We start from the raw sequence: 15977 nt of genomic DNA on the forward strand, positions 1-15977 counted from the left end.
ACAATAATATCAAGTGCCTCATGCGGGCGGCTCGAAATCGCCTGCACATGAAGCCGCTTGGTTGCACTGCGCAGACATGCGTATGGCCAGCCTGCTGAGGTTTGTGTCTCAAGGGGCTGGCCACTGCACGATGGTATATGGAACAGAACCTTCTGCCGTCTGTTCCTGAATTGCTTGTAGAATGCCTACCCTAAGGATTTGTTGGGCTCTACACCAGCTTTTTGGACCAGAGCCCATGGACGTTGCAGTATTCCCTTACCTCAAGCAAGTCCTCGATGGCGTGGCCGATATGCAGTTCGGGCTTGTCTCCCGGATGCAGCGGTATTCTCATGACTTTACCGTCTTTCATGAATACTTCGATCCACTCGATGTAGTGTTTCTCTTCCATCGGGTGTGGAACAGATCCGATTTTGATTACAGTTCCACGCTCTGCCTTTTCGACAACCGGCAGGTGCTTCTCGTTTCCTTCCTCAGTGGATTTTGCGACCATCTTTGTCATTGGTTGTCCGCAGCAGACGAGTTCGCCCCCACCCTCATGGGTCACTTCAACTATGTTGCCGCAGATTTCGCACTTGTAGATCTCATATTTCTGTGTCATTCCGTTACCTCCTTGGTTGAGGCCATCCTTCCCTCTCCATTCACCACAACAAAACTTGTACTTCTGCATCATTCCGTTACCTCCTTGTCTTCGGACGAATCGTGGGATCGCTCAATCCGTCCAGTGCCCAGTGTATCACTATTGTCCGGGAATTCGCCTCCTTTGGTGTCAAGTACCAGGGGGTTGCAGCGGCATGTGCGGGCCGCCGTTTGGCTACGTCGCCCCCGCCAGGCCGAATGCGGCGTGAACCGTGCGCACGGCCCGCTGAGCCTCTTTCTCGGTGATGAGGACTGAGATGTTGACTTCACTGGAGCCCTGGGCGATCATGAGCAGGTTGATGTTTTCGGACGCCAGGCAGGTGAACAGACGGGCGGCGACGCCGGGTGTGCCGCGCATGCCGTCACCCACTATGGCGACGATGGCGACATGCGGCGTGGCGGTGATGTCCCGGATGACCATGCTGCCGGCGAACTCCTTGCGCAGCAGCCTTGTCGCGCGTTCGGCGTCGGTCTGGGTCATGACCAGTGAGACATTGGCCATCGATGAGCTCTGCGAGATCATCAGGACGGGGAGCTGAGCAGCTGCAAGGAGGCTGAAGACTCTGCTGACGACATCTGACGTGCCGATCATCGCTGCTCCACCGATCGTCAACGCCGTGAGTTTCCGGATCGAGGTCACCGCCTTGACGGGACCCGCTTCGGGCGCGTCGGCACATACGATGGTGCCGGGAGACGCCGGCAGGAAGGCGCTTCGGATGCGAATTGGGATGCCGGCCTCCTGGACGGGCGCGACCGTCATGGGGTGGAGGACTTTGGCGCCAAACCAGGCCAGTTCCATGACCTCGCGATACGAAAGGGCCTGTACGCGGACGGCGTCCGGGACGAGCTTCGGATCGGCGGTCATAACGCCGTCGACTTCCTTCCAGATCCACACCTCGTCGGCGAGCAGGCATGCGCCCAGGATGGTGGCAGTGTAGTCCGATCCGCCTCTGCCGAGCGTCGTGATGACGCCTTCCTCGTTGGCTCCGACAAACCCGGTGACGACAGGGGTGAGTCCACGGTCCAGCAGAGGCGTCAGCGCGCGTGGAATGGTTTTCCGGGCGATGTCCAGCAGAGGCACGGCGCTACCGAACGTGTCGTCGGTCACGATCCCCGCCTCACCGCCGGTCAGCGACCTGGACGTCAGGCCCGCCGCACGAAGGGCCGCAGACATGATGGGGGCGGAGCAACGCTCGCCAAACGAGACGATGAGATCACGCGAACGGGGCGTGAGTTCGTGCAGCATGGCGACGCCCGCCAGTGCCTGCCTGAGTGACACAAACAGTGCATGTTCTTCGTCCACGACCGGCTGAACGGCCATCGCAGGGGACGAGCTGAAGACCGTCTGGATCGCGTCCTCGTGCCGTCTCTCGAGGAGGTCCACTGCCTGAGCGACCTCGTCGCCATGGCCCTGGCGAGCCTGCTCGGCCAGGTCGAGGAGTCCGTCGGTGACGTCGGCCATGGCGGAGACCACGACGACGGCACGGGTGTTCTTGTGTGCCGTCTGCACGACCAGCTGGGCCGAGTGCATGATGGCCGCGGCGTCCTGCACGAGGACGCCGCCAAATTTCATCACGATGGTCTTCACAGAAGACTCTTCGCCGCCAGTAGTTCGGCGGTCAGGACGGCGTTGCCCGCGGCGCCGCGGATGGTGTTGTGGGACAGGACCGTGTACTTGATCCCCGTTGCGAATGCGGGATCGCTGCGGACGCGCCCGACCACGGCCGCCATGCCATGGGCTCGTGCCGGTTCGCCCGCCAGACGGTCGAGGCGCGGCTGGGGACGGTCAGACTCGGAGCGCACGATGATGGGGTGGTCGGGAGCCGTGGGGAGGTGCAGGCGCTGGGGTTCTCCCTGGAAGCTGCGCATGACGCTCTCAACCTCTTCGGGGGAAGCGGGGCGGTCGAGTTCCACCAGAACGGACTCGGTGTGTCCCTCCAGCACCGCGACGCGATTGCACGAAGCGCTCACGGGGATGTCCGCCGGCTGGAAGGTCCCGTCCAGCCAGGAGCCCAGCATCTTCCGGGTCTCACACTCCATCTTTTCCTCTTCGCCTTTGATGTATGGGATGAGGTTGTCGACGATGGCCATCGAAGGCACCCCGGCATACCCGGCGCCCGACAGGGCCTGCATCGTCACGACGACGACCCGTCGAATACCGAACGCCAGCTGGAGAGGCTTGAGCGAGAGGACCAGTCCTGCGGTGCTGCAGTTGGGGCCGGTGACGATGAATCCTCGCTTGCCCCCCTTACGCTGTACGGACAATGCTTCCAGATGGTCGGCGTTGACCTCGGGTACGATGAGTGGGACGTCCCCGTCCATGCGGTGTGATGCAGAGTCGGCGACGACCGCCATCCCTGCGTCCGCAAGCGACCGCTCGACGGGGCCGGCAACGTCGCTGGGCAGCGCGGAGAAAGCCAGTGTGGCGCCGGTTGCGGCGATGGCCTCGGCCGTACAGGCAAGGATGGTCATGCTGCGCGCGCGGGCCGGAATGTCTCCCTGGATGTACCAGCGTGCGACGTCCCTGTACTGCTTGCCGGCCGACCGTTCACTGGCAGCGACGCCGACCAGCTCGAACCAGGGGTGGTCCGACAGCATCGCGACGTAGATCTGACCGACCATCCCTGTTGCTCCACACACAACTGCTTTCGTTCGTTCCATCGTTGTCCCCTCGTTTACGAATCCCCCAGGGCTTGCGCCGCCGAGGAGTTGAGAGGTAGCGTAGCGGAGCGGACGTTTCTGTCAAGCGCAAACTGCGTCAACTGTCTCTCATTCTCCGAGTCTGTTACACTTCGGGACAGAGACCCCCTTGCCTTGAACAAAAGGGCTCGGGGGGTTCCAAAGTGTAACACTCTCAGACAAATGCGTTCAGGAGAAGCATGTCTGGATTTCGCGGCAGGTCAGGCATTCCCCCTGCTGCCGGGTTTCACCCAAGGGATACCCTGTTTGCAGAGCGGGCAGTCATCTGCGGGCCAGGTCTCGATGGTGAGGCGGACGGCGCTCCAGACAGGATACTGGATGAGTTCGGCGCTGCGGTTGACGATGCACGCGATGCCGACGACCTCGCCGCCACATTCACGGATGACCTTCGCGGTTTCCTCCGAAGACTTGCCGGTCGTGACGACGTCTTCGCTGATGATGCACCGCGTTCCTTCGGCGATGGCGAACCCACGGCGCAGGGACATGACGCTGTTCTCGCGTTCCACGAAGATGCCGGGCTTGCCCAGCTGACGCGCCAGCTCATACGCAACGATGATGCCACCCATGGCGGGCCCTACGATGAGGTCGAAGGGTACCGGGCGAAACTGCTCGGCCGCGACTGCCAGAACGCGGGCCGCACGGTCTGGGTACTGCAGGAGTCTCGCGCATTGGACGTAGCGATCGCTGTGCCTGCCGGACGAGAGCAGGAAATGCCCCTGGAGCAGGGCTCCGGTTTCCTTGAGTTCGTTCAGAACCAGTTCGTCAGTTGTCATATTCTCCTCCTGAGAGTGTTACAGTTTTGGAACCGTCCCGAGAATGTTACAGACGGTAGCGAGGCTGGTCAGGTGCTCGTCTGCGCGGTAGCGTTCCAGACCGTCCACGATGTCGAGCATGGCGGTCGGTTTGACAAAGGTTGCGGTGCCGACCTGCACCGCGGTGGCGCCTGCCATGATGAACTCGAGCGCGTCCTGCCAGGTCGCGATGCCACCGATGCCGACGACCGGGATGTGGACGGCGTTGGCTACCTCCCAGACCATGCGCAGGGCGATGGGCTTGATGCACGGACCGGACAGACCGGCAGTCACATTGTCGAAGACAGCCTTGCGAGTGTGAATATCGATTGCCAGGGCCTTGAATGTGTTGACCAGCGAGACGGCATCGGCTCCCGCCCGTTCGCAGGCAACGGCCATTGCCGTGATGTCTTCGGCGTTGGGAGACAGTTTGACCATGAGCGGCTTGGCGCAGACAGGCCGGACAGCGGCTACAACACTGGCGGCTACGTCACACTTGATGCCGAAGGCCATGCCGCCTTCGCGCACATTGGGACAGCTGATGTTGAGTTCGATGATGTCGACGCCATCGGCACCCGAGACCAGACGGACACCTTCGACGTATTCCTCCAGGTCGCCGCCGCCCACGTTGGCAATGATGGCTGTGCCCAGCGTACGCATGCGCGGCAGCTCGCGCTCCAGGAAGACGGGGATGCCCGGGTTCTGGAGCCCCACCGAGTTCATCATGCCGGCGGGCGTCTCCCAGACGCGCAGACCAGGGTTGCCCTCGCGTGGATGAAGGGTCAGACCTTTGGTGCAGATGCCTCCCAGCCTGCTGACGTCGAAAAACTCGCTGTACTCGGCGCCAAAGCCAAAAGTGCCGGACGCTGCGATGACAGGATTCTTGAGCGTGACGCCGCACAGGGTTGTCTCAAGCATGCCAGATCACCTCCGCTGCGTCAAACACCGGACCGTCGGCACAGACGCGCTTGTTGCCGAGGACCGTCGCACACGAACAGACCAGGCAAGCGCCGACGCCGCACGCCATATGTGCTTCGAGAGAAGCCTGGCAGGGGGCGCCGGCTTCAGCGCACAGGTGTGCCACGCGCGCCATCATGGGCATGGGTCCACATGTCACCACCATGTCATATATATGTGGGTCAAAGATCTCGGTACAGAATCCCCTGGTGCCGTCACACCCATCTTCCGTTGCGATTCGTACGTCCATGCCGAGGTCCGTGAATTGGGCAACCGCGTAGGGGGTGCTCTTGAAGCCCGCGATGACGGTGACGTCACCGGGAGGCAGCGTGCGTGCAAGGCAGAACATGGGGGCAATGCCGATGCCGCCGGTCACAATGGCTATCCTTCCGCGCAGTTCCTCGGTGTGGAAGCCGTGTCCGAGCGGTCCGGTCAGTGCCACCGTGCCTCCTTGCTGGAGGTGCGACAGCAGTTCGGTTCCCCTTCCGCGCACCTGGTAGAGGAAGCTGACGGTGTCCTCGTCTACGCTGTGGACGCTGATGGGGCGTGCCAGCAGCGGTTCACGTTCCCAGGCGCGGACCATGTAGAATTGACCGGGGGTGCCGCCGGTCGTGGTCGCGACAGTCAGACGGTAGACGTCGTCGGTCAGGTGTTCCTGCGAGAGGACCGTCACCCCTTCCACGTGTGCAGGCGACGGGACGGTCACGTCTGCAACTTGGCCACGGCCGCGCGGATATCATCCCGCATGCGTTCCGCTTCGGCCCCAGCACAGTCGTCGAAGTGTGCAGCACCAGCCTCCTGCTTCTTCCACGCCAGCAGGATGCCGCGACTGGAGTTGACGATACCGCCATTGCCATTTGTGAGATATAGCGCAACGTCTGCAGCCGTGCCGCCTTGAGCGCCGTAGCCGGGGACGAGGAAGAAGACAGTGCTCAGCTGCTGTCGCAGAACCTGTGCCTCCTCCACGTGGGTACAGCCGACAACGCCTCCGACACTGCTGTAGCCGCAGGTGCCGATGGTGTGTGCCCCAAGCTCGGCGACGCGCCGGCCGACCTCGGTGTAGACGCGGGCGCCGGACTTCTGTTCGAGATACTGGATGTCGACGGCCCCCGGATTGCTGGTGCGGATGAGGACAAAGAGGCCCTTGTCGTGGTCCTGGACCCAGGGCAGCCAGGGTTCGATGCTGTCCATGCCCATATACGGCGAGAGGGTCACATAGTCGGCCTCGAACTCGCCCTCGAAGTGAGCCTTGGCATACATCTGGGCGGTGGCGGCGATGTCGCCGCGTTTGATGTCCGCGACAGCGATGCAGCCCTTGCCGCGGATGTATTGCAGCGTCCTGGCATAGGCGCGCAGCCCCTCCAGCCCCAGTGCCTCGTAGTAGGCGATCTGCAGCTTGAAGCATGCGCAGCTTGGTATCGTGGCGTCCACGATACGCCGGTTGAACTGAAACAGGGCCTCGCCGGGACCCGCGAACCCTGCGCGGAACTCCGACGGCAGATAGTCGAGCGACGTATCCAGGCCGACGCAGACGGGGCCGCGCGTCGCCACGGCATCAAACAGCTTGTCGACGATCATTGGCGTGCCTCCTGGTTCGATGTGGTGTCATCATAGACGATTTCCCCCGCCTTGATGGTCATGATCACGCGGCCGATTAGCGTCTGGCCGTTGAATGGGGTGTTGTGCCCCTTGCTTGCGAATGTCGTTGCGTCGACTGTCCACGGCGTGTTGAGGTCGACGAGCACGAGGTCCCCATCGTAGCCGGGGGCGATGCAGCCCTTGTTCAGGCCCAGGATGCGTGCCGGATTCCTGCTCATGAGCTCAGTAAGCCGTGCGAGCGTGATGTGTCCTGGGCGGACCAGCGCCGTGGTGCAGACGCCGAAGGCGGTCTCCAGACCTACCATGCCGGGAGCGCCGGCAGCTTTGTCATCCGCCGTGTGGGGTGCGTGGTCGGTGGCGATGGCATCGACCCACCCCTGTTCCACGGCATGGATCAGGACGTCTACATCCTGCTGTGTCCGCAGTGGGGGGTTGACGCGGTAGTTGGTTGCGCTGGTCAGTGCCAGATGGTGCGGGGTCACCTCGCAGGTCACCGCCTGCCCTCGTTCCTTGGCTGCGATGACGGCGCGCATGGAGCCTTCGGTGCTCACGTGTGCGATGTGCAGACGACAGCCGGCTGCGCGCGCCAGCTCGATGTTGCGGTGCGTCATCAGATCTTCGGCCAGACGATAGTCGGTGCCAGAGAGATTCATGTCTTCGCAGTGGCACATGACCGTCAGGCCCAGCCTTGCGGCGGCTGTCATCGCCTGCAGCATGACGCGGGCGTCCATGACGTCATGTCCGTCATCACTGATGATGCGCACGGAATGACCCAGGGCCTCGAGGTGGTCGACTGTCACGCCGTCCATGTTCTTCGTGATGGAGGCGCACTGGTGCACGTTCACGAGGCCGATGGAAGCCGCGCGGTCCAACACGTCCTGCACCTGAAGTCTGCTGCTGATGACAGGCTTCGTGTTCGCCATGAGGTTGACGGCCGTATAGCCACCACGCACGGCTGCATGGCTTCCGCTTGCCAGGTCTTCCTTGTGCGTCAGTCCCGGGTCGCGGAAATGCGCGTGCAGATCGCAAAAAGCAGGCAGGCACGTAAGCCCGCCCGCTTCGAGTGCGGCACCATCAGAGGAGAGTCCCCTCCCAACGGCGGTGGTGACACCACTCCGGACAAGGATATCCATTACTCCGTCCTGGACGGAATCGACCACATGTGCCCCGCGTATCAGCAGTGATTTGGTGTCAGAAGTCATTGTTCCTCAGTCCTTGCCGACCGTGTAGATTTCGTCGCAGTACTGGCAGCGGTACTGGCCGAGTTCACGGTTCACCAGTGTGAAGACCTGCGGTATGTACTTCTCGACGGAGGTGATGCAGCGCGGGTTCTTGCACTTGATGATGTCCTCGACGCGCTCGGGCAACTCGGGCTTCACCTTGCGCACGATGTGTTCGTCTTCGATAACGTTGACGGTGACGTTCGGATCGATGAGCGCCAGCATCGTGACATCGAAGTCGACGTTGTTTTCGATCTTGATGATGTCCTTGCGTCCCATGTGTGTGCTGGCCGCGTTCATGATGAGGGCGACCGAATAGTCGGCCTTGTCCAGGCCCAGCTGATAGAACATGCGGATGCCCAGGCCTGCATGGATGTGATCGATGACGATGCCGTTCTTGATGCTCGTGATGGTCAACATCTCAGCTCACCCCCAGCAGTTTCGAAATCAGGGCCATGCGCACGAACATGCCGAACTTGGCCTGCTTGAAGTAGTAGGCGCGCGGGTCGTCGTCGATGTCGTAGGAGATCTCCCCGACACGGGGCAGCGGGTGCATGACGATCATGTCCTGACGTGCCAGCCGCATCTTCTCTGCGTTCAGGACGTAGACGTCCTTGAGGCGGACGTAGTCGTCTTCGTTGAAGAAGCGCTCCTTCTGGACGCGAGTCATGTACAGGATGTCCAGGTTGCCGATGACATCGTCGAGGCGTTCGACCTCCTGGTATGCGATGCCTTTGGTGGCCAGGTCTGCGGTGACGTAGTCGGGGACGCGCAGCTCTTTGGGCGAGATGAGCACGAACCGGTTGTCCGGGTAACGTGAGGCGGCCTTGATGAGCGAGTGAACCGTGCGGCCGAACTTGAGGTCCCCGCAGCAGCCGATGGTCAGCCCCGTCAGCTGGTGCTTTACCGAGCGAATGGTCAGGAGGTCTGTCAGCGTCTGCGTCGGGTGCAGATGGCCGCCGTCGCCCGCGTTGATGACAGGGACGGGCGAGTACTGGCTCGCGATGCGCGGTGCCCCCTCCTTGGGGTGACGCATGACGATGATGTCAGCGTAGCACGCCACCGTGCGGATGGTGTCGGCAACACTTTCGCCCTTGGCGACTGAACTGGAGGTGGGTTCGGAGAAGCCGACCACGTTGCCGCCGAGACGGAGCATGGCAGCCTCAAAGCTGAAACGGGTGCGGGTGGAGGGTTCGTAGAAGAGTGTTGCGAGAATGGAAGAGTCACACAGGTGATTGAATTGAGCGGGAGATTGAATGATCTGGTCAGCGAAGTCGAAAATCTCGTCGAGCTCCCCAGGACTGAAGTCCGTCGGGTCAAGCAGGTGCCTGCCTTTGAGCATACTGTTCCCCCATTGTCTGAGTAACGGGGCACGTGACCCTTTGAAAGTATACGAAGGTCGTCTTTTCGTGCAAGCGTTTTCCTTCACAGATGATGAGATGGTCCTGCCGGCAAGAAGGCACGGCCGCTGCTGACGGACGACGATCCGATGCCAGACCGTCACCCGCCAGCCGATGGTTCAACCCCCGTTCCTAGCCACGAACTCTCTTGAGATCGATGAATCCCCTGTCGACGTCTACCGAGAGAAGCTGGACCCGCGTGCGCTGGCCGACATCCAGCCCTTCGAAGCCTTTGACCACCCTGCCTTCAACCGGTACGGTCAGTAGCCGTGCCCACGTTCCCTTGTCGGCAGCGCCAGTGACGATGGCGTCGAACTGTTCCCCGATCCGGGATTCGAGGAGGAGTGCCGCGGCGGACTTTTCGACTTGCCGTTCGACCTTGTTGGCGGCGTCTTCCTGATCCGTACAGTGCTTCGCAAGGGCTGTCAGGTCGTCCATGCTGTATGGCACGGGCTTTTTCGCGATCGCCGCTTTCGCCAGGCGCTGGGTGATGAGGTCGGGGTACCGGCGGTTCGGAGCAGTGGAATGCGTGTAGTCCCGGACCGCAAGACCGAAGTGTCCCTCGGCATTCGCTCCCGGCAGTTCTGCAGCATATTCACCGGGCCCCAGGAGCTTGATGATCGTGAGGGACAGATCAGGGAACGTCACCGGATCAGCGGCCTTCGCGCTGGTCAGGAAGTCCTCGAGTGCCTTCGAATTGGGAGTCTCGGGAAGCTTGGATCCATGCTCGGTGGCCACTTCGACGATGCGGTCCCAGCGCTTTGGCGTGTGTACGACGCGGCGGACCGAGGGAAACCCTTGAGCGCTGAGAAACCGCACCGTAACGCCGTTGGCTGCGATCATGAAGTCCTCGATGAGTTCCGTGGCGCGGTTTTTCTCCTGTACTTGGAGATTGCTGATCGTGTCGCCCTCAAACAGCGGTCTTGCCTCGATGGTCTGCAGACTGAGTGCTCCAAGGACATGGCGGTGACCCTTCAGGAGTTGGGCAGCCTTGTCCTGGAGCGACAGATTTTCGGCCAGGCCGGGCACGGCGGCGACGGGTTGCGGCATTGGTCCGGTTTTCTCCAGCCATGCTGCGACACTGCTATACGCCAGTTTGGCATGACTGCGGACGATGGCCTCGTAGACGTCGGATACTGTCACGGTGCCGTCGGCGGCAACGACCATGTCGACGACGATGGCAAGACGGTCCTGGTCCTGGTTCAGCGAGGTGAGGTCGGTAGACAGCTTGTCGGGAAGCATGGGGAACTTCTCGGCAGCGGTGTACACCGACGTGGTGTTGGTGCGCGCGTGGTCGTCGATTGCGGACCCAATCTTGACAAGAGCATCGACATTCGCCACGGCGACAAGAATCCTGGTGGTTCCATCCTGCATGGCCTCCGCGACCGTCAGCTGGTCGAGGTCCATGGAGTCGTCGTTGTCGATAGAGCACCACGGCAGGGTCCGGAGGTCATGCGCGGGTGCGTCGCCGGTCAGGGTGGGTTCCTGGATCTTGTCCACTTCGGCCAGTACCTCGGGCGAGAAGTCGGGAAGCAATCCTCGCTCGAGCATCGCACGGTGAGCGATGCTTTCTAGAATACTACGGTGTTTGGTTTCGTTTATCATCGCAGGAGCTCCTTTATTCCAGAGTGAGACTCTGCCTGAGTCTTGCTGTCAGTATAGCAACGTCGACGCAAATCACTTCATGGTTGCGTGTCCCACGAACAGGGCATGGGTTGCCGCGCGCGGCAGCGCCTGTACAATGAGGGAGTATCGGTGACAATCTATAGACGTTGACGAGTGGAGGAGACAGGAATGCAGTCAGTATTCACGTTCATCAGAGACTTCATGGGCACACCGGCGGTACTGGTGAGCATGGTCGCACTCGTCGGCCTGGTCGTGCTGCACAAATCGTTCAGTGAGGTGCTGATGGGCACTGTCAAGACGATTGTCGGCTTTCTGGTGCTCGGCGTCGGCGCGGCCACGCTCAGCAGCTCACTGAGCTATCTGGGGCAGATGCTGCAATTCGGGTTTCACATCCGAGGCGTCCTGCCGAACAACGAAGCCGTCATTGCGGTCGCGCTCAAGATTCTGGGTTCGCAGCCCTGATGGGTGATGATCTTCGGTTTCCTGTTCAATACCTTTCTGGCGCGTGTGACGAAGTGGAAGTACATCTTTCTCACCGGTCATCACACGCTCTATATGGCGATCCTGCTGGTCGCCGTGCTGACAGCCGCCGGGATGGCCGGTATCTGGGTCACGGTTGTGGCTTCCATTCTCCTGGGCACGGTCATGACGCTGATGCCTGCACTGGCTCAACCGTTCATGCGGCAGGTGATGGGAAGTGACGAGGTCGCCGTGGGCCATTTCGGGTCACTGTCGTATGTCGTGGCTGGGCTGCTGGGCAAGTGGTTCGGCGACAGGATTCAGTCGACCGAGAACATCAGGCTGCCCAAAGGGTTCGACTTCCTGCGCGATTCGCTGATCTCCTCGGGACTGGTCATGACGGTCCTGTTCATGGCGGTCACGCTGAAAGCAGGCTCCACCTTCGTGCGGGATACGCTGGGGGTCACCCAGCATCCGCTGGTCTTTGCGTTTGTCCAGGCGATGACGTTCGCCGCCGGCATGGCTATCATCGTCATCGGCGTCAACATGACACTGGCCGAGATCACGCCCGCCTTCCGGGGGATCGGCGAGAAGATCGTTCCCAACGCTAAACCTGCACTCGACGTTGCTATTACGTTCCCAAAAGCGCCAACGGCGATGATGATCGGGTTCCTGTCGTCACTGACCGCCGGCGTTCTGTGTATGTTTCTTTTGCAGGTGCTGCACCTGCCGGTTATCATCCCGAACCTTGTTCCGCACTTCTTTACCGGTGCGACGGCTGCCATTTTCGGCAATGCGACCGGCGGGCGCAAAGGCGCGGTCATAGGTGGATTCGCCAACGGCGTCATCATCAGCATCCTGCCTGCATTGTTGTTGCCGTTGCTTGGGCCAGAGCTGAGCACGCTGAATACGACCTGGAGCGATGCCGACTTCCTCTGGGTCGGCGTCGTGGTCGGAAACATCGCGCGCCTCTTCCACTAAGTCAATCCTGCCAGGTCACCGTTGTGCTGTGCGCTCCTGTCCAGGCGCCCAGATGCTCGAACGCGGCTTCGATCTGTCGCCGAGGGACGACGCCCACGCGCTGGACACGCGTGATGGTGACGTGCATGCTGCTCGGCGTCTGCTTCACGCGCCAGGTTGCCGCCGCGTGTCCGTGCAGAAGAATGACGGCCTCGATCTGGCCTGCCGGGCGGAACACGGCGCCACGGTCTCCGCCGTCCAGTACGCGAGACGGATCCTTCCAGGCGAGTAGCATGGCGTCGAACTTGGGCAGGAGCGTGACCGGTGGAACGTCGGGCAGGGGCTTCTGGAGGACGTCGACGTCCTCTACCAGGGCCAACAGGGGCGAACTGCGGCCCTCGACCGTCACGGGCGCTAGGAGCCCGCCCGCCCGGGTGGCCGTCTCTCGCACCGTTGCTATGGGCAGACCTGTCCAGTGCGCGAAGTCAGTGAGGGTCGCCGGGGCAAACGTCCGCAGGTAGCGGAGCAGCAATTCCTCGAGGGACTTGATGCGCGTGCGTGGACGGAAGTGCAGGTGGGGGAGCCACGTGTCGCGGCGGGCGAAGACGGGTCGCGTGCTCTTGCTGCCGACCATGAGGAGATCTCCCTGGTAGGCAAGCCCTTTCACGTCTTCGCCCCAGCCCACCCACGGCACGTCCCGAAGTCGTGGAACGGCCGCGTGGAGCGCCGTACGGTCCAGCGGTCCCCCTGCGAGCGCATGCAGGACGTCCTGCTCGACACGATACCACGCAGCTGTATCCATGTCACACATGCGCAGCATCACCCGCTCGATCGCCAGATGGTACCGTTCGCCGAATGAACCAACCATGAGGGCGAGGTCCTCGGCTGCCAGCACATGCAGGGTGCCACGGAGACACCACGTCTTGACCAGCGAGCGCTCGCGTGCAAGCGCATGGTCGGTCCATGTGTGCGGGGCTGATGGGCAGCGTGCGTGGACGGCAAATGGGACGGAGGCGGCATATTGTGCCTGGACGGCGACCATGGCGCGGACAGCCGTAAGCGGCTCACCGAACGGCTGCGAGATGCCGCCCCGTGCCAGCGCGAAATCGGTTGCCTGCCGTGCAGTGATGTGCAGTGCTGCGGGCTTCACGAGACCACTAGGAGCCGGACACGGCTCGGCTCACATTTACTGCAGGTGTTCGGCTGCTCTGGATGTGGCATTTCTCCTCCAGTCACACGATATCTTGTCAGTATATCCCATCGCGCGGACGGCTGCAAACGACATTACGAATTCTCATGCCATTACCCGGAATAGGCTCTCTAAAGTGGAGCGTGGGTTGCAGAGGAGTGATTCATAAGAAACAAGGAGGACGAATATAGAGGAGCAAAGCAATCCTAGACATAGCAGAAGTGGAACCAGGAAGAGCATACTCGAGAAGCTTGCAACTTGCCCGGAAAAGTCTAGAATTTACGCGCATTTTGAAGAATCGCTCGTTCCAGGTATTGATTAGGTAAGGAGGCAGATAGTATGTTTAAGAAGATCCTCATAGTGGTTGATAACTCCGAAGTTATGAAGGATGTAGTTGAGTACACTACGACACTGTTCCCTGATGCCTTTTTCTACCTTTTTAGTATTATTAACCTCGGCTCGTTTTCAGGTTACTATACAAAGGCGGTCTACAAGGAAATGAACCAATTGAGCCAGGAAACGCTTTTGATGCTTGAAGGTCTTCTCGAAAAGAAGTCGATTCAATTCACAACAAGGACTGAGGTCGGAGATCCCGTAAGTGAGGTCCTTTCTTTTGTCCGAGACAATGGGGTTGATCTCATTGTCATGGAAACCCATGCAGGAATAACTGCCAACAAGATTAAGCTTGGCAAGACGACATTCTCCATGATCATGCACTCCGGTATTCCCGTTTTGCTTCTTGGAGAAGATCTGAAGTCCAACCCTAGTCCAAGAATTCTGCATCCTACTACTGGGAGTAAATATTCTGAACTTGCAACCCGGATAACAGGCGAAGTTGCTGCCAAATGGAAGAGCACTATTGACGTCCTTGTATTGAGCGATGATAAAGAGAGCGTCAAGACAAGGGTTCAGGGAATCTTGGCAAATTCGAAAGCAAAGGGGAACTTCAGTTTCGCTGAGCGCGGGAAAGAAGTCTCTTCAGTTATCTCTCAAGCCTCAAACGCCGATATAATTATCGGAAGCAGAGGTTCTCCAAGAAAGAGTTATAAGTTGAGATTCATATTCCGTCCTCTTGCGCTTGATCCCCATATCAGACTTGTAGTTGCGTTTCTTCCAAAGCCTTTCCTGTTGGTTTGCGATTGATCCAAAGGAGATAACCTATACCTATGGCTCCTCAAATTATTTCTCTGAGCATATTCGTTGTTGTTTATGCTTTCATCATTTTTAACGTCCTGCCACGCTCAAGCGTTTCGCTGGTGGGAGCCTTCTTGCTTGTCATACTTGGTGTTCTTGAGCCACGAGAAATTGTTACTCTAGTTAACTGGGACGCAATTGGGCTTATCTTTGGAATGTTTATTCTGGTAAGAATGTTAACAGATAGCGGTTTCTTTGATTTCCTGAGCGTCAAAGTTCTAAAGCTTACGAAGGGCGTACCCATCAATATATTGATTGCGTTTGCTCTTCTTACTGGATTGCTTGCAGCATTTATGGATAGCATTACAGTCCTTCTCTTTATGACCGCTTTGTCAATAACAATTGCCAAGAAACTGAAGATGAGTGCAATCCCATTTGTACTCTCACAGATTACTGCGGCAAATATCGGAGGGAGCGCAACGCTCATGGGAGACCCTCCAAACATTATCCTTGGGACAGGCCTTGGGATTACTCTTGTTCAGTTTGTTAAGTACCTTGCGCCAATTTCAATTCTAATTCTAGTGTTGAATACGTTGTACTTTGTTCTCTTCTACAAGAAAATGTTTAAACAGTCGGAAAATGTTGATACAGATTACTTAAAGAATCTGAACCCCAGGGAGCATGTAAAAGACCTCTATATGATGATAGCGTCGATTGTCAGTTTCCTTGTGGCAATAGTTTTGCTGATACTGCATGAAAAGATCAACCTGCCAGTAGCATACGCAGGACTCATAGGCGCTTCTCTGGGGCTTGTGCTCAACGGGAAGAAGGTTGCAAATATCTGGGAGTCTATTGACTGGGAAGTGCTTATGTTCTTCACCACGCTCTTCATAATAATAGGTTCGTTGGAAAAGACCGGCGTTATTGCATCAATTAGTAAAGGTATCGTAGACGTTTCAAAGGGAAGCAGCCTACTTACGAAAGGAATCCTTCTTTGGATGTCAGGTATACTTTCTGGATTTATCGATAACGTTCCCTTTGCAGCATCTATGGTGCCCGTAGTAAAGCTTCTTGCTCCAGCAAGCACAGTATCTTTGTTGAGCATGGGACTGATAGTAAGCTTTGGCACAGATGTAGGAGGAAATTTCACGCCAATTGGTGCGTCAGCAAACGTTGTTGGTCTCTCGATATTGTCCAAGGCGGGCGTTGATGTGGAGTGGAAAGAATACTTGAAGGCGGTTGTACCGATCACGTTCATCAATATTCTTGTAGCTGGTGTTTTGTTCTCCTTGTTCTACAAATAGAA

At 59.0% G+C, this 15977-nt stretch carries 14 protein-coding genes and 1 pseudogene; 3 read left to right on the forward strand and 12 right to left on the reverse strand.

Going from position 1 to position 15977, the window contains the following annotated elements; translation table 11 throughout:
* Positions 1-208: 208 nt before the first annotated feature.
* The 11 genes from SMC7_RS01070 to SMC7_RS01120 form a co-directional block, all read right to left on the reverse strand.
* A complete protein-coding gene (locus SMC7_RS01070; RefSeq protein WP_119088628.1) occupies positions 209-598 on the reverse strand; it encodes a desulfoferrodoxin in 390 nt (129 codons plus the stop codon).
* A 213-nt stretch (positions 599-811) separates the two neighbouring features.
* Positions 812-2224, reverse strand: coding sequence for an aspartate kinase (locus tag SMC7_RS01075; RefSeq protein ID WP_207798679.1), 1413 nt, complete (start codon positions 2222-2224; stop codon positions 812-814).
* Positions 2221-3297, reverse strand: a complete 1077-nt coding sequence (gene asd / locus SMC7_RS01080) for an aspartate-semialdehyde dehydrogenase (RefSeq protein ID WP_119088534.1) — start codon at positions 3295-3297, stop codon at positions 2221-2223. The genes SMC7_RS01075 and asd overlap by 4 nt, the downstream gene beginning before the upstream one ends.
* A gap of 239 nt (positions 3298-3536) precedes the next feature.
* Positions 3537-4109, reverse strand: a complete 573-nt coding sequence (pyrE, locus tag SMC7_RS01085; RefSeq protein WP_119088535.1) for an orotate phosphoribosyltransferase — start codon at positions 4107-4109, stop codon at positions 3537-3539.
* An 18-nt stretch (positions 4110-4127) separates the two neighbouring features.
* On the reverse strand, positions 4128-5045 hold the full coding sequence (locus tag SMC7_RS01090; protein WP_119088536.1) for a dihydroorotate dehydrogenase: 918 nt from the start codon (positions 5043-5045) through the stop codon (positions 4128-4130).
* Positions 5038-5790: a dihydroorotate dehydrogenase electron transfer subunit gene (locus SMC7_RS01095; protein ID WP_119088537.1), complete on the reverse strand. Its 753-nt coding sequence runs from the start codon at positions 5788-5790 to the stop codon at positions 5038-5040. The genes SMC7_RS01090 and SMC7_RS01095 overlap by 8 nt, the downstream gene beginning before the upstream one ends.
* Positions 5787-6662, reverse strand: coding sequence for an orotidine-5'-phosphate decarboxylase (gene pyrF / locus SMC7_RS01100; RefSeq protein WP_119088538.1), 876 nt, complete (start codon positions 6660-6662; stop codon positions 5787-5789). The genes SMC7_RS01095 and pyrF overlap by 4 nt, the downstream gene beginning before the upstream one ends.
* Positions 6659-7816 (reverse strand): dihydroorotase, encoded by a 1158-nt coding sequence (locus tag SMC7_RS01105; RefSeq protein WP_207798680.1) that lies wholly within the window; start codon positions 7814-7816, stop codon positions 6659-6661. Before SMC7_RS01105 ends, pyrF begins: the two co-directional genes overlap by 4 nt.
* A 75-nt stretch (positions 7817-7891) precedes the next feature.
* On the reverse strand, positions 7892-8323 hold the full coding sequence (locus SMC7_RS01110; RefSeq protein ID WP_119088540.1) for an aspartate carbamoyltransferase regulatory subunit: 432 nt from the start codon (positions 8321-8323) through the stop codon (positions 7892-7894).
* 1 nt (position 8324) lies between these two features.
* Entirely contained in the window at positions 8325-9245 is a 921-nt protein-coding gene (pyrB, locus tag SMC7_RS01115; protein WP_119088541.1) for an aspartate carbamoyltransferase, read from the reverse strand.
* Positions 9246-9435: 190 nt separating this feature from the next.
* A complete protein-coding gene (locus SMC7_RS01120; RefSeq protein WP_119088542.1) occupies positions 9436-10908 on the reverse strand; it encodes an RNB domain-containing ribonuclease in 1473 nt (490 codons plus the stop codon).
* Between the two features lie 189 nt (positions 10909-11097).
* Here SMC7_RS01120 and SMC7_RS01125 point away from each other — a divergent pair.
* Positions 11098-12369, forward strand: a pseudogene (locus tag SMC7_RS01125) (PTS ascorbate transporter subunit IIC).
* Position 12370: 1 nt separating this feature from the next.
* On the opposite strand, the gene SMC7_RS01130 reads toward SMC7_RS01125, so the two are convergent.
* The gene (locus SMC7_RS01130) at positions 12371-13498 is read right to left on the reverse strand and encodes a winged helix DNA-binding domain-containing protein (RefSeq protein WP_119088543.1); all 1128 of its coding nucleotides are present in this window, start codon (positions 13496-13498) and stop codon (positions 12371-12373) included.
* 378 nt (positions 13499-13876) lie between these two features.
* Between SMC7_RS01130 and SMC7_RS01135 the strand changes: the two genes are divergently transcribed.
* Together SMC7_RS01135 and SMC7_RS01140 are read left to right on the forward strand one after the other, a co-directional pair.
* Entirely contained in the window at positions 13877-14680 is an 804-nt protein-coding gene (locus tag SMC7_RS01135) for a universal stress protein (RefSeq protein WP_119088544.1), read from the forward strand.
* A 23-nt stretch (positions 14681-14703) separates the two neighbouring features.
* Positions 14704-15975, forward strand: a complete 1272-nt coding sequence (locus SMC7_RS01140; RefSeq protein ID WP_119088545.1) for an SLC13 family permease — start codon at positions 14704-14706, stop codon at positions 15973-15975.
* The last annotated feature ends 2 nt before the right edge of the window (positions 15976-15977 follow it).

Source organism: Candidatus Cryosericum terrychapinii (assembly GCF_003570925.1).
In the GTDB taxonomy this organism is placed as follows: domain Bacteria; phylum Caldisericota; class Caldisericia; order Cryosericales; family Cryosericaceae; genus Cryosericum; species Cryosericum terrychapinii.

Bases quoted from the DNA above. Each gene is read 5' to 3' on its own strand.
- SMC7_RS01120 (WP_119088542.1), bottom strand. From the start codon at position 10,908: ATGATAAACGAAACCAAACACCGTAGTATTCTAGAAAGCATCGCTCAC.
- asd (WP_119088534.1), bottom strand. From the start codon at position 3,297: ATGGAACGAACGAAAGCAGTTGTGTGTGGAGCAACAGGGATGGTCGGT.
- SMC7_RS01140 (WP_119088545.1), top strand. From the start codon at position 14,704: ATGGCTCCTCAAATTATTTCTCTGAGCATATTCGTTGTTGTTTATGCT.
- SMC7_RS01135 (WP_119088544.1), top strand. From the start codon at position 13,877: ATGTTTAAGAAGATCCTCATAGTGGTTGATAACTCCGAAGTTATGAAG.
- pyrB (WP_119088541.1), bottom strand. From the start codon at position 9,245: ATGCTCAAAGGCAGGCACCTGCTTGACCCGACGGACTTCAGTCCTGGG.
- SMC7_RS01090 (WP_119088536.1), bottom strand. From the start codon at position 5,045: ATGCTTGAGACAACCCTGTGCGGCGTCACGCTCAAGAATCCTGTCATC.
- SMC7_RS01105 (WP_207798680.1), bottom strand. From the start codon at position 7,816: ATGGATATCCTTGTCCGGAGTGGTGTCACCACCGCCGTTGGGAGGGGA.
- pyrE (WP_119088535.1), bottom strand. From the start codon at position 4,109: ATGACAACTGACGAACTGGTTCTGAACGAACTCAAGGAAACCGGAGCC.
- SMC7_RS01070 (WP_119088628.1), bottom strand. From the start codon at position 598: ATGACACAGAAATATGAGATCTACAAGTGCGAAATCTGCGGCAACATA.
- pyrF (WP_119088538.1), bottom strand. From the start codon at position 6,662: ATGATCGTCGACAAGCTGTTTGATGCCGTGGCGACGCGCGGCCCCGTC.
- SMC7_RS01110 (WP_119088540.1), bottom strand. From the start codon at position 8,323: ATGTTGACCATCACGAGCATCAAGAACGGCATCGTCATCGATCACATC.